At 39.2% G+C, this 13619-nt stretch carries 10 protein-coding genes, 2 tRNA genes, 1 rRNA gene and 1 pseudogene; 5 read left to right on the forward strand and 9 right to left on the reverse strand.

Features of this window, described 5'->3' with window-relative positions:
* Positions 1-59 precede the first annotated feature (59 nt).
* The 8 genes from F2A31_RS15560 to F2A31_RS15595 all read right to left on the reverse strand — a co-directional run bounded on the left by F2A31_RS15560 (position 60) and on the right by F2A31_RS15595 (position 6261).
* A tRNA-Ala gene (locus F2A31_RS15560) sits at positions 60-135 on the reverse strand.
* Between the two features lie 71 nt (positions 136-206).
* Positions 207-283, reverse strand: a tRNA-Ile gene (locus F2A31_RS15565).
* Between the two features lie 59 nt (positions 284-342).
* Positions 343-1879 (reverse strand): 16S ribosomal RNA (locus F2A31_RS15570).
* A 431-nt stretch (positions 1880-2310) separates the two neighbouring features.
* Positions 2311-2865: a peptidylprolyl isomerase gene (locus tag F2A31_RS15575; RefSeq protein WP_150027512.1), complete on the reverse strand. Its 555-nt coding sequence runs from the start codon at positions 2863-2865 to the stop codon at positions 2311-2313.
* 130 nt (positions 2866-2995) lie between these two features.
* On the reverse strand, positions 2996-4066 hold the full coding sequence (locus tag F2A31_RS15580) for an alpha/beta hydrolase (protein ID WP_150027514.1): 1071 nt from the start codon (positions 4064-4066) through the stop codon (positions 2996-2998).
* A 233-nt stretch (positions 4067-4299) separates the two neighbouring features.
* Complete coding sequence (locus F2A31_RS15585) at positions 4300-4500, reverse strand: hypothetical protein (RefSeq protein WP_150027516.1); 201 nt, start codon at positions 4498-4500, stop codon at positions 4300-4302.
* Between the two features lie 287 nt (positions 4501-4787).
* A complete protein-coding gene (locus tag F2A31_RS15590; protein WP_150027518.1) occupies positions 4788-5018 on the reverse strand; it encodes a hypothetical protein in 231 nt (76 codons plus the stop codon).
* A gap of 388 nt (positions 5019-5406) precedes the next feature.
* Positions 5407-6261 carry an MBL fold metallo-hydrolase gene (locus F2A31_RS15595; RefSeq protein ID WP_150027520.1) on the reverse strand — a complete coding sequence of 285 codons (855 nt, stop codon included), beginning with the start codon at positions 6259-6261 and terminating at the stop codon, positions 5407-5409.
* A gap of 107 nt (positions 6262-6368) precedes the next feature.
* Between F2A31_RS15595 and F2A31_RS15600 the strand changes: the two are divergent.
* The 3 genes and pseudogenes from F2A31_RS15600 (at position 6369) to dnaK (ending at position 10096) form a co-directional block, all read left to right on the forward strand.
* A pseudogene (locus tag F2A31_RS15600) lies at positions 6369-7276 on the forward strand (LysR family transcriptional regulator).
* Positions 7277-7421: 145 nt separating this feature from the next.
* On the forward strand, positions 7422-7967 hold the full coding sequence (gene grpE, locus F2A31_RS15605; RefSeq protein ID WP_150027524.1) for a nucleotide exchange factor GrpE: 546 nt from the start codon (positions 7422-7424) through the stop codon (positions 7965-7967).
* 185 nt (positions 7968-8152) lie between these two features.
* Positions 8153-10096 (forward strand): molecular chaperone DnaK, encoded by a 1944-nt coding sequence (gene dnaK, locus F2A31_RS15610; protein WP_150027525.1) that lies wholly within the window; start codon positions 8153-8155, stop codon positions 10094-10096.
* Between the two features lie 46 nt (positions 10097-10142).
* Here dnaK and F2A31_RS15615 read toward each other — a convergent pair whose 3' ends face one another.
* On the reverse strand, positions 10143-11027 hold the full coding sequence (locus F2A31_RS15615) for an MBL fold metallo-hydrolase (RefSeq protein ID WP_150027527.1): 885 nt from the start codon (positions 11025-11027) through the stop codon (positions 10143-10145).
* A 167-nt stretch (positions 11028-11194) separates the two neighbouring features.
* Between F2A31_RS15615 and F2A31_RS15620 the strand changes: the two genes are divergently transcribed.
* Together F2A31_RS15620 and F2A31_RS15625 are read left to right on the forward strand one after the other, a co-directional pair.
* Positions 11195-12106 carry a matrixin family metalloprotease gene (locus F2A31_RS15620; protein ID WP_150027529.1) on the forward strand — a complete coding sequence of 304 codons (912 nt, stop codon included), beginning with the start codon at positions 11195-11197 and terminating at the stop codon, positions 12104-12106.
* Between the two features lie 430 nt (positions 12107-12536).
* Positions 12537-13442 (forward strand): matrixin family metalloprotease, encoded by a 906-nt coding sequence (locus tag F2A31_RS15625; protein WP_150027531.1) that lies wholly within the window; start codon positions 12537-12539, stop codon positions 13440-13442.
* Positions 13443-13619 lie beyond the last annotated feature (177 nt).

Genomic DNA, 13619 nt, shown 5'->3' on the forward strand with positions numbered 1-13619 from the left:
TTAATAAGCGTTTAACTTACTAAGTTCTGTAATCTTTAGCTCGTACTTCGTAAAGTACGTGGTGGAGACTAGGAGAGTCGAACTCCTGACCTCCTGCGTGCAAAGCAGGCGCTCTACCAACTAAGCTAAGTCCCCAGCTTACAATCATCATGAACGATATATCTTTTTATCTAGCAGCTTGTGATTATTCATCACTTCGTCAGTAGTGGTGGGTCTGACAAGACTTGAACTTGTGACCCCACGCTTATCAAGCGTGTGCTCTAACCAACTGAGCTACAGACCCTCAGATACATCTTCGAAGAACAACTTGTTGTGGATTCTTACCAGTCACCAATCTTTCGTTAAGGAGGTGATCCAGCCGCAGGTTCCCCTACGGCTACCTTGTTACGACTTCACCCCAGTCATCGGCCACACCGTGGTAACCGCCCTCTTTGCAGTTAGGCTAGCTACTTCTGGTGCAACAAACTCCCATGGTGTGACGGGCGGTGTGTACAAGGCCCGGGAACGTATTCACCGCGGCATTCTGATCCGCGATTACTAGCGATTCCGACTTCATGGAGTCGAGTTGCAGACTCCAATCCGGACTACGATCGGCTTTTTGAGATTAGCATCCTATCGCTAGGTAGCAACCCTTTGTACCGACCATTGTAGCACGTGTGTAGCCCTGGCCGTAAGGGCCATGATGACTTGACGTCGTCCCCGCCTTCCTCCAGTTTGTCACTGGCAGTATCCTTAAAGTTCCCATCCGAAATGCTGGCAAGTAAGGAAAAGGGTTGCGCTCGTTGCGGGACTTAACCCAACATCTCACGACACGAGCTGACGACAGCCATGCAGCACCTGTATCTAGATTCCCGAAGGCACCAATCCATCTCTGGAAAGTTTCTAGTATGTCAAGGCCAGGTAAGGTTCTTCGCGTTGCATCGAATTAAACCACATGCTCCACCGCTTGTGCGGGCCCCCGTCAATTCATTTGAGTTTTAGTCTTGCGACCGTACTCCCCAGGCGGTCTACTTATCGCGTTAGCTGCGCCACTAAAGCCTCAAAGGCCCCAACGGCTAGTAGACATCGTTTACGGCATGGACTACCAGGGTATCTAATCCTGTTTGCTCCCCATGCTTTCGTACCTCAGCGTCAGTATTAGGCCAGATGGCTGCCTTCGCCATCGGTATTCCTCCAGATCTCTACGCATTTCACCGCTACACCTGGAATTCTACCATCCTCTCCCATACTCTAGCCATCCAGTATCGAATGCAATTCCCAAGTTAAGCTCGGGGATTTCACATTTGACTTAAATGGCCGCCTACGCACGCTTTACGCCCAGTAAATCCGATTAACGCTCGCACCCTCTGTATTACCGCGGCTGCTGGCACAGAGTTAGCCGGTGCTTATTCTGCGAGTAACGTCCACTTATCCAAGATATTAGCTTGGTAAGCCTCCTCCTCGCTTAAAGTGCTTTACAACCATAAGGCCTTCTTCACACACGCGGCATGGCTGGATCAGGGTTCCCCCCATTGTCCAATATTCCCCACTGCTGCCTCCCGTAGGAGTCTGGGCCGTGTCTCAGTCCCAGTGTGGCGGATCATCCTCTCAGACCCGCTACAGATCGTCGCCTTGGTAGGCCTTTACCCCACCAACTAGCTAATCCGACTTAGGCTCATCTATTAGCGCAAGGTCCGAAGATCCCCTGCTTTCTCCCGTAGGACGTATGCGGTATTAGCATTCCTTTCGGAATGTTGTCCCCCACTAATAGGCAGATTCCTAAGCATTACTCACCCGTCCGCCGCTAGGTCCAGTACCGAAGCACCTTCCCCCGCTCGACTTGCATGTGTTAAGCCTGCCGCCAGCGTTCAATCTGAGCCATGATCAAACTCTTCAGTTAAAATCATTTGCACCTTAGTTAAGACAAGGTGCCAATTCTGGCTCATCAATTACTGACTTAATATTCGCTCAAATAAACTTCGAGAAATTTAAACCAATTAATCAATGAAAATATATTCGATCGATCAACCAGTAAAAATCCACACAAGTTGTTCTTCTATTCTCTTAATGATTAACTTCTTACTTCGTCAGCAAGAAATTAACGCAAAACACTACCTATCATCTTAACCCTGTAAGCTAAGATATTTTCGTGTATCGCGTCAGGATGTGGTGCATTATAGGAGTTTTTTTAAGGCGTGCAAGCTTTTTTAAAACCCAACCCCACCAAGTGTTCTTTTTTTGTGCGAAAAAACATTGGCTATCGCACAAAAATAAGTATAAATACATGAAATATAATTAGAAAAATTATATTTACATTTCTACTTTGGCTTTTTACTTTTTGCTCTTTATTTGAACACTGATAATTTTAACAGGTTGTTTAGGTACATTTTGATGTAATCCTTGATTGCCTGTAGGCACATTTACGATTTTATCAACGACCTCCATGCCTTTAGTCACCTTGCCAAAAACTGCATAACCAGCATCCATTGCTGATCGGTTTAGAAAATTATTATCTGCAACATTAATAAAAAATTGACTCGTTGCAGAATTAGGATCTCGCGTACGTGCCATAGCTAAAGTACCACGTGTATTTTTCAGACCATTGCTTGCTTCATTTACAATTGGTGCTTTGGTTGTCTTTTCTACCATATTGGCATCTAACCCACCGCCCTGAACCATAAAGCCAGGAATCACGCGATGAAAGATCGTACCTGTGTAAAAGTTGCTTTTCACATAACTTTCAAAGTTTTTTGCCGAAACAGGTGCCTTATCATCAAAAAGTTCAATTTCGATATTCCCCATGCTCGTTTTCATTTCAACCATGGTATTTGCAAATAGATGGCTGCTTGCGAGTAATAAACTTGCCGTAATAAATAACTTTTTCATCTCTACATTCTCAGTCTAAGAATAGATTTAACCGTGAAGCGTAATTTTAGTTTTGCACACTGATCTTTACTATTTTTATTTGTTAAGTGCCATGTTCCACGTGAAACATAGCACTATTTTAAGTGGTAACTTAACTGTGCTTATCCCAGAACTTTCTAAAGTTCCGTGCAATTTCGATGGTATTACGTCTTGCTTTCGATGAAATAGGCGTTAAGTTGATAAAGCCATGTGTTTGGTCTGGATAATCAATGTACTTCACTTTAACGCCATTTTGTCTAAGCTTATGGCTATAAATTTCACCTTCATCATGGAGTAAATCATGTCCTGCGGTAATCACATAAGCAGGTGCAAGCTTTCTTAGACCACCATAGGTTGGAGAAATTAATGGGTTATCTAAAGCAATATTATGTTGGGTGGCATAATACGCTGTCACATAGTCCACATCTTTACTGGTCAGTACCAAACCTTCACCATAAGCATAAAATGATGGATGTCTACTTTTAAAATCGACCGTTGGATAAATAAGTAACTGTGCTTGAGGCGCATAGGCCTTACCTACTGAATGCTGTGAAACAACGGTACTGATATTTCCGCCGGCACTATCCCCCGCAACTGCGATACGATTTTTATAGATTTTTAACTGACGACGATTTTGATACACCCATGCCAAAGCATCTTCACATGATTGAATAAGTAGTTTAGGTGAGGCCTCAGGTGCAAGAGGATAATCAATACTCATGACTTGAACCTTTGCATACTTGGCAATGAGGCGACATGCTTCATCATGTGTATCTAAACCACCAACTACAAAACCACCACCATGATAGAACACGATCATTGGCAGTTTCTTATTAGGTGCCGGATGATAATGTCTTGCGAATACTGTACCGCTTTGTAAAGGCAAACGAATATCCTCAACAGACTCAATAAATGTTGACTTATTGAGTATGGCAAGCATCTGCGCATCAAATTGGCGTCGAGATTCAATTGGATCATCACCCAGAAAACCAATGCGTCCTTGTTTAATTTGGACCGCCATCAAACATTTAGTAAATGCATCTAAATCTGGATATTGATGTGGGTAACCTAGAATCTTAGCTAAAGACTCTTGTACAAATGTAGGTAATTTATCAAGTGCTCGTGCAGCAGGACCTTGCCCATGATCTAAAATGGTTTGTATTTTTTGAGGTAATGCCGTCACTTTGAGTCCCCTTTTACGCTATCCATCGTTCTTTTCCTCTCGACTATATGCTTATCCAAAGCGACAGATCAAGAATTTAAAAATATTTTGTACGCTATAGCCTTGGTTTTTAAAAGTCATTAACCATTATGCTTACCGATGATCATTATTTAGGTCAATTGACCACTTTTCTCTGTATATAACAAAAACTCAAAAGTATTGGATAATTACTTTTGAGTTTTATAGACACAAATTTATTTACGGCCTGCTGCAGCTGAACCCGAAATATTGACACCAACTTGTCCAGGTTGAACCTGTGCCTTGACCCCGCCACCGGTTTGAACACCATGAGAACCAACACCAACATTTGTAGAGCCCGTTGCTTCTACTGAAACACACCCGACCATTGTGCTGATAGTAAGACCTAGTACTGAGATCAGAACAAATTGCTTCATACATTTTCCTTCAAAATTTCGATATACACTTTTATTTGTGTCATATCATCATTACGATTTTAAGAATGAATGTATAGGCAGGATTGATTTTTTTTAATGTCAGTTTGGCAAATTTCTTATCGCAACAAAAAATCTAGATCAAAAATAAAAAAACTAGAATCAATCCAATGATTCTAGTTTTTTCAATTCATTCAGCTCACTTAACACTTCATATATAGCAGTATATGGTTCAATAAATCTATTGGCATCAATATGATAATCGATTGTGTTAAGGTGTAGCCTATAAATTACTGAGCTGAAGCTTCAGCATCTACTGCGCCAGATACATCTGCTGATGCACCGCTATGATCAACACCCATAGATGTATTCGCTTGAATATCAACGCCGCCTTGAACACCAGCTGGACTTGCACTTGTTTGTGCTGAACCTGATGCTTCTAAACCACCTTGAGTTGAACAACCTACTGCTGTTAATGCAACACCTGATACAACCATAGAGATCAATGCTAACTTTTTCATTGCGTATTTCCTTTCATTATGACAAAAAGCAAAGTTGTCTTTGCGTTGCCTATGATTCACAATTTTTTCCTTGGACGTGATGAGGATTAGTTGCAGTTTGTTATTTATACAGGAGATTTTTGCAATTTTTATTAAATCAATTCACTTTATAATTCACGCTCCTCTCGACTCAAACTAAAGAGACAAATAACTATTAATTTAACAACTTAATGTAATCCTCTTCATTTTTTAAAGACTAATAATCTCATCAACTTATATTTTTATAATTCATATAAACACTGCACAATCATCTTATAAGATTACAATTGCGTAATTTTGATTAAAAATAAATGTAGAACAAATAAAAAACCGTGGGAAGCCACGGTTTTTACTTATATTTGCTGCTGGATTATGGCCACTGCATTTCACTTTTAACCACTTTAGCACCCAACTCAAGACTACTTGACTCACCTAAGAGCGGATACTGTTTTTGCATCATTTGGATTAACTCAGCCGAGTTCTTCGTCACCTTAACCGCCTTCTCATATTGTTTTAGATAATCGATTGAAAAATTAACCGCATCTAAACCTTCAGCTGCACCTGCCTTCATATGTGCAGGCACAACCACTTGAGGATTTAACGCTTTAATATTTTCCAAAACTTGTACGACTTCATTACGATCTTTTGTAGTTGGTGTATCTGCCATCCATAAATGAATACCAGAAGATACAGGAATCCCACCAACAACAGCTTTAGCACTTGGAATCCATAAATAGGTCAGCTCTTTTTTACCCTTAATTTCGATGTTCTCGTTTTCGATTTTTAAAGTTTTAGCCGTATAAGGCTGCGGAACAATAATTTTGCTCGGCGCATTGGCTCCCATCTTTGGTCCCCAATACGCTACTTTTAGTGCTTGCGTATCTTGGATATGCTTAACGGTTTCAGGTGTTGCAATAATCTGAACATTTGGGAAATATTGCTTAAAGACATCTAAACCAAAGTAAAAATCTGGATCACCATAACTCACAAAAATCGTTTTTAAGGTTTTACCACTATCCAGAATATCTGCAGCAATTCGTAAAGCTTCTGATTTAGAAAATTGCGCATTGACCAATAACATTTCTTTATCACCTTCAATCAAGGTTGAAGTTACGCCAAAGTGTTCAGGTTTTGCTAAGAAATTTTGGATTTTTAAATCTTGCGCAAAGCTCGTTGAGGTTACAGCCAACGCTGTCAGTGTTAATACATAAGGTTTAAAATTCATTTATATGTCTCCTATCTGATAAGAAGCACTTTAAGTTGCAATTATTGCCAAATAAACACCCTAAATTAAGATAAAATGTTGCATATCTTGCAACAATGATAATAAACATGGATACATTAAAAGCCATCCAAGTCTTTGTGTGTATTGCTCATCAAGGTAATCTGAGTAAAGCAGCAGAACATTTGAACTACTCAAAAGCCATGGTCTCTCGCTATTTAGAGCACCTTGAAGCCACATTTTCAACGCGACTGTTTCAACGTAATACACGTAAAGTTTCACTTACACCAGCGGGCGAAAAAGCATTGGTCTATTGTGAAAATATTTTGCAACAGCAACAGCTTTTAGAAGGTTTAGCCGCCCCTGAACAACATAGCGGTACAATTCGTTTTACTTGCGGTTTGTTTTTATTTCAGCTTGGTGTGAATGAATGTATCAAACAATTCAAAAAGCGATATCCACAAATTCACTTTGATGTATACCTGACAGAAAATACCGTTGATTTGATGGATGCTCAGGTCGATCTTGCCTTACGAATCACCCAAAAAGTGGCAGAGGGTTTAATTGCCCGACCTGTCTGTCAGATTGAATCGATCTTTTGCGCGCATCCACATTATTTACAAGATCACACTCCCCTGTCTCACCCAAGCCAACTGATTCAGCATGAATGTATTGCCCATCATACCCATAATCAGTACTGGACTTTGTTTGATACAGATCAGCAACCACAGAACTACCCGTTAAATGTTACGTTTAAAAGCAATGATGTGATTGCGCTTTATCAAATGTGTCTCAAAGCAGAAGGAATTGCCATGCTTCCGACTTTACTGGTACGCCAAGATATTGCTCAACAACGCTTGCAACAGGTATTTACAGATTTTTCAGCACCTGATCTCACCTTGTCGTTAGTCTATGCTTCTAGACAACATTTACCCAAAATCACTCAAGAATTTATTGCTTTTGTGATCGAAAATCTAAGTTTTTACTTAAATCAGCAAAATTAAAAGATTTAAATTGACCTGAACGCTTGAATTTTGTCGTCTTGCCCATACCTCATCCGTATCTATGAATGACCAAGATGTGACAGTTCAGGTTTAACCCGATGAGCATTCACGCCAAAAGGACTGTACATGTTTGAGAACTTTTTTAAACGGAGATCATCAATGGCTAATGAGCACAATGAGCAAGCTCAAGACATTCAAAATGAGCAACAGGCTGAACAAACTCAAGCTGAAGGTGTAGAGCAAGCAAACGAGCTTAGCGTTGAAGATTTACAAGCGCAGATCACCAAACTTGAAGAAAGCTTGAAATTAGAAAAAGCACGTACAGCGAATGCTGTGTATGAAGCACAAAAGAGTGTAGAACGTATCCAACGTGAATCTGAAAAGCACAAAGATACTGTGCTGGAAAAATTTGCCAAAGAATTATTGGACTCTGTCGATAATCTCGAACGTGCAATTCAGGCAGCTGGTGATGAAGAAACGCCGGTACTTGAAGGTGTTAAGTTAACCTTGAAGTCACTTTTAACAACTCTCGAGAAATTTGGCGTTGTAGAAGCTGATACCAAAAATGGTTTCAACGCAGATTTACACCAAGCTGTTGGTATTGATCCAAATGCAAAAGCGAATGAAATCGGTACCGTTTTACAAAAAGGCTATACCTTAAATGGCCGCTTATTGCGCCCTGCTATGGTTATGGTAGGTCAATAATCTGCGAGAACAGCACGTTTATTTGCTCAGAATGAAAGAATTTGAGTGTTTTTCAGTTTTTTTTCATAAAAATGCTTGAAAAAAAACGATTGACTCTCATATCGAATAACAAGCAAATCCCCTTTTGACTCTCCCTTATCATTGGAGAAATCGGGGATTCACAAAATTTTAGAGGAACACACCAAATGGCAAAAATTATTGGTATTGACTTAGGTACTACCAACTCATGTGTTGCTGTACTTGAAGGCGATAAAGTAAAAGTAATTGAAAACGCTGAAGGCGCACGCACAACTCCATCAATCATTGCATATAAAGATGGTGAAATCTTAGTTGGTCAATCAGCTAAACGTCAGGCTGTAACCAATCCAAAAAATACATTATTCGCAATCAAGCGTTTAATCGGTCGTCGCTACGAAGATCAAGCGGTACAAAAAGATATCGGTCTTGTACCATACAAAATCATCAAAGCTGACAATGGCGATGCTTGGGTTGAAGTAAACGATAAAAAATTAGCACCTCAACAGATCTCTGCTGAAATCTTGAAAAAGATGAAGAAAACTGCAGAAGACTATTTAGGTGAAACAGTGACTGAAGCTGTGATCACTGTTCCTGCTTACTTTAATGATGCGCAACGTCAAGCGACAAAAGATGCAGGTAAAATCGCGGGTCTAGATGTTAAACGTATCATTAACGAACCAACTGCTGCGGCACTTGCGTTCGGTATGGACAAAAAAGAAGGCGACCGTAAAGTTGCAGTTTACGACTTAGGTGGTGGTACTTTTGACGTATCAATCATTGAAATCGCAGACCTTGATGGTGACCAACAAATCGAAGTGTTATCAACGAACGGTGATACTTTCCTTGGTGGTGAAGACTTTGATAACGCATTGATTGAATTCTTAGTTGAAGAATTTAAGAAAGAACAAAGTGTGAACTTGAAAAATGATCCACTTGCGTTACAACGTTTGAAAGAAGCAGCTGAAAAAGCAAAAATCGAGCTTTCTTCATCAAATGCAACTGAAATCAACCTTCCATACATCACTGCTGATGCGACTGGTCCTAAACACTTAGTGATCAACGTAACGCGTGCAAAATTGGAAGCTTTGGTTGCTGATCTCGTTGCTCGTACGATTGAGCCATGTAAAATTGCACTTAAAGATGCAGGTCTTTCAACATCTGACATCTCTGACGTCATCTTGGTGGGCGGTCAGTCTCGTATGCCGCTTGTACAACAAAAAGTACAAGAATTCTTCGGTAAAGAGCCACGTAAAGACGTGAACCCAGACGAAGCAGTTGCAATCGGTGCGGCAATTCAAGGTGCAGTATTGTCTGGTGACAAGAATGACGTATTACTTCTTGATGTAACACCATTAACACTTGGTATTGAAACAATGGGTGGTGTATTAACACCAATCATTGAGAAAAACACTACGATTCCTGCGAAGAAATCACAAGTGTTCTCTACAGCAGCTGACAACCAACCTGCAGTAGATATTTCAGTTTACCAAGGTGAACGTAAGATGGCTCAACAAAACAAATTGTTGGGTAACTTCCAGTTAGGCGACATCCCACCTGCTCCACGTGGTGTGCCACAAATTGAAGTATCATTTGACATCAATGCCGATGGTATTTTGAAAGTGTCTGCGAAAGACAAGAGTACTGGTAAAGAGCAATCGATTCAGATTAAAGCAAACTCAGGTTTATCTGATGCTGAAATCGAAGCGATGATTAAAGATGCTGAAGCGAATGCTGAAGAAGATCGTAAGTTCGAAGAACTAGCAAAAGCACGTAACGAAGCAGATGCTTTAGTTGCTAGCTCAAATAAAGCAGTGAAAGATCTTGGTGACAAAGTGACTGAAGATGAAAAAACTGCAATCGCTACTGCGGTTTCTGAGCTTGAAGCAGCAACTAAAGAAAATGATGTTGAAGCAATCAAAGCAAAAACTGAAGCTTTACAAAACATCTTGATGCCTATCACTCAACGTGCTTATGAACAAGCACAGGGTGCTGGTGGCGCAGAAGGTTTTGATCCAAATGCATTCCAAGGTGGTGATGCTGGTCAACAACAAAAAGCGGACGATGGCGTTGTAGATGCTGAGTTCACTGAAGTAAAAGATGACAAAAAATAATTTGTCTCTTTAAAAAAACCGCGCGAATGCGCGGTTTTTTTATGCATTAAACTTCTGTAGCTTGATCAAAATACAATTCACCCAAAATCGGCATAAATAATGGCTCTACTCCACAAGCTTTAATTTCGTCTAAAAACTCAGGAATATTCACACCAGGTAATAATTGTGGTGGTTGATCAATCGGCGTTACCATCGTATCCCAATGACACGGAATAATATATTTTGGCTTGAGGAGTCTTACGACATCCTTAACATAGTTTGGACGATATTTACGCCCAATGGCACATAAGCAAACAATATCTGCCTGTCTCCCCTGCAATTCTTGTTCAATAAAATCAGCTGAATCAATATGTACTACAGTCAATTTGCCTGTATTAATCCACCAATTAAACACTTGACCATGCCGTAGGTGATGAAATTTCGGTGGATAAGGTGGCGGTGTGGTCATATCACCTGGTAAAGGAACACGACCAAAAAGGGCTTTGCCATGAATCGAAGGCAACCCAACAACTTGCCATTTACCACATTCAATAATTTCCCGTCCTTTTGTTTCAAGCATTTGCTGTTCAGACAAACCTGCCGATCGTGCATACATTAAACTCGCTCGAGCACCAATTAATCGTGCCCCTGTTTGTTTACATACTTCAGGCGCATCCAAGATATGATCATAATGTGCATGTCCAATTAACACGTCATCTGCATGTGGGATATATTGTTGAACCAATCCTGGATCACTGAGTAAAGGTTGAGTCAATGTATGCCATAGACTAGGACGACTAATAAAAGGATCAAGTACGACTGTACGATTACGATCTGAAAGGATAAAACCCGCTGTACCTAAATATTTAATGGCTAAACTCTCAGTACTAGCTAAGGCTGGTGACATGGCTGACCATGTTATATCAGGTTTTTTGAGTAAATATTTCAGCATTTTTATTCCTTGATCTTTTTATTTATTCATTTAATTTAAGGCATTAAAGCAAAAATCAGTAATGGGATGATATCATTTTCCGATACTTGCTATTTTTTTGTTATAGTCTGAGCAGCAAGCACGATTATTTAACTCAATTGAGCGTCGTAATTTCAGAAGAAAGTAAAATGGTCCGTTTGTTGTTTTTTTTAGGATTACTCCTCCTCATTTTATGGTCTGGCTATCAAAGCCATCAGCACCCTCAACTCAAATTTAACTCCCTGCTTGATCGCATGACGCATCCTTTTGATACACGCCTTCGCTATCGCATTGCAGAAGTTGATCCTCGTTTTAAACTCAGCCTAGAACAAGTACAAGAAATTAGCCAACAAGCAGCTAAAATTTGGAAAGATGGAACTGGTCGAGATTACTTTGTATATGACCCCAATGCGCAATTAGCCATTCATTTGATCTATGATGAGCGACAAATTGAAAGTGAGCAGCGTCGCACTCACTTGAACCAGCTTGAAGCAAATCAACAGCAATGGCGAAATAAAAAACAGCAACTAGATCATATTGAACAAGAACTACTCGAAACCAAACAATATCTAAACTTAAAACGTCAACAACTAGATCAGCAAATCCAACAATATAATCAAGAGAAAAGAACTGCGCATCTCAACCCGATGACAGGTGCTTATCAACAGCATCTCAAAGAAAAACAGCAAAACTTACAGTACAATATAGAAACATTAAAACAGGAAGTGAGTGAATTTAATCAGAAAATAAGTAAATTAAATCAAAAGGTTGATGAACTTAATGCGCTTGACCAACAATTACATGATTCGGTCAAAGAATACAAACAACGATTTCAACCTCACTTATTTCATAAAGGTCTATTTAACGGGAAACAGATTATTATCTATGAATTTGAATCCATAGATGATTTACGCTTAACTCTCGCACACGAGTTTGGCCATGCATTAGGATTACAACATACTGATGACCCCACAGCATTAATGCACCCGATCTTGAAAGAACAAAACTTTACTGACTTTCGCTTAACCCAAACAGATCGTGACCTACTGAAGGCGAGATAGATACCATAAAATCTCGGACTGTTTTATAGAACTTGTCACAAGACTTCAACTACTTCTGATACGTTAAGATAAGCAAATATATAACTCACAGCTAAAACAACCAGCGACCTTTAATGTCACAAATAAACAATTTTTCATCTAAATGTAAAAAGCTTTTCAGTTTTTAATTTTTTTTACAAAAGATAACAATTGGGCGTTTTTCTACATGTTTTATTGATGAATCCGCACAATAAAAATTAATTAATTGATTTTTATAAACTTATAAAAGAAAAATTCGAAGAATTCTGGATTTTACATTCTGTATATTATTCGATCTATTATTTCCTTTCTTCTAATAAAATCACAATTTTTATTTTATTTATTAATTAGATAGCATTTTGACCAGTCTAAAAATTTACCCAAAAATAAGTTTTATTTTGGGGAAAAGACCATGCGAAATTTAATTATAGCGCTCTGTACCGTTACATGTTCTTACATGGGAATACCTCAACAAAGTCATGCTCAAAACACCCCACATACGCATCATCACAAAACAATTCAAACACCTATATTTTATCGTGTTGCAGAGGTTGATCCTCGCTTTAATTTGAGCATGCAGCAAGTGATTCAACTTACCCAACAAGCAGCAGATATTTGGCACCAAGAAACAGGTAAACAACATTTCATTTATGATCCTAACGCTACTTTTAGCATCCATCTAGTTTATGATGAACGGCAACAACAAAGTCATTATCGCCTCCAAAATCTTGATCAACTTCATCAACAGCAACAACAATGGGAGCATCAAAATCAAAAATTACAGCAAGATAAAACGGACCTTGAAACGAAAAATGCGTTGCTTACGATAAGACAAACTCAACTCGCCGCCCAATTTCAGCAATATAATGCAGATGTACAACGCTTTAACCAACAACGTTCATCATCAAAATTCTTAGCAGATCAGCTTGTACAACGTCAGCAAGCCTTATATCAACAGGCCAAAGCTTTACAACAAGAAGTAAATCTACACAACTTAAAAGCTCAACAAATCAATCAAGAAATTAATAAATTAAACGAGAATAATCAGCTGCTTGTTTCCTCAGCACAGCGATTCAATCAAGTATTCAAACCACGTCTATTCCATAAAGGAAATTTTAATGGCAAACAGATCATGATTTATGAATTTAGTTCAACGGATGATCTTCGTTTAACGCTGGCACACGAATTTGGGCATGCTTTAGGCTTACCGCACACCGATGATCCAACTTCACTTATGTATCCTGTGATCCAACAACAAAATTTGCAGCGCTTTGCGCTAACACATAGTGATAAAGCCCTAGTTAAAGCCATCTATTAATCACAGATAGAATTAAAAATCCCCAACAAAACTGATTATTTATCAAACAAACAATTTTCCATATTAAATGAAATAGAAAATAATTTTTAGGCATCACCAAAGACAAATCATCTAGTTTTTTATCCTAAATTTCATGTTCAAATTCCTAAACCATAAAAATTAAATATCTGTTCCAAT

The sequence above is a fragment of the Acinetobacter suaedae genome, assembly GCF_008630915.1.
Classification (GTDB): Bacteria; Pseudomonadota; Gammaproteobacteria; order Pseudomonadales; family Moraxellaceae; genus Acinetobacter; species Acinetobacter suaedae.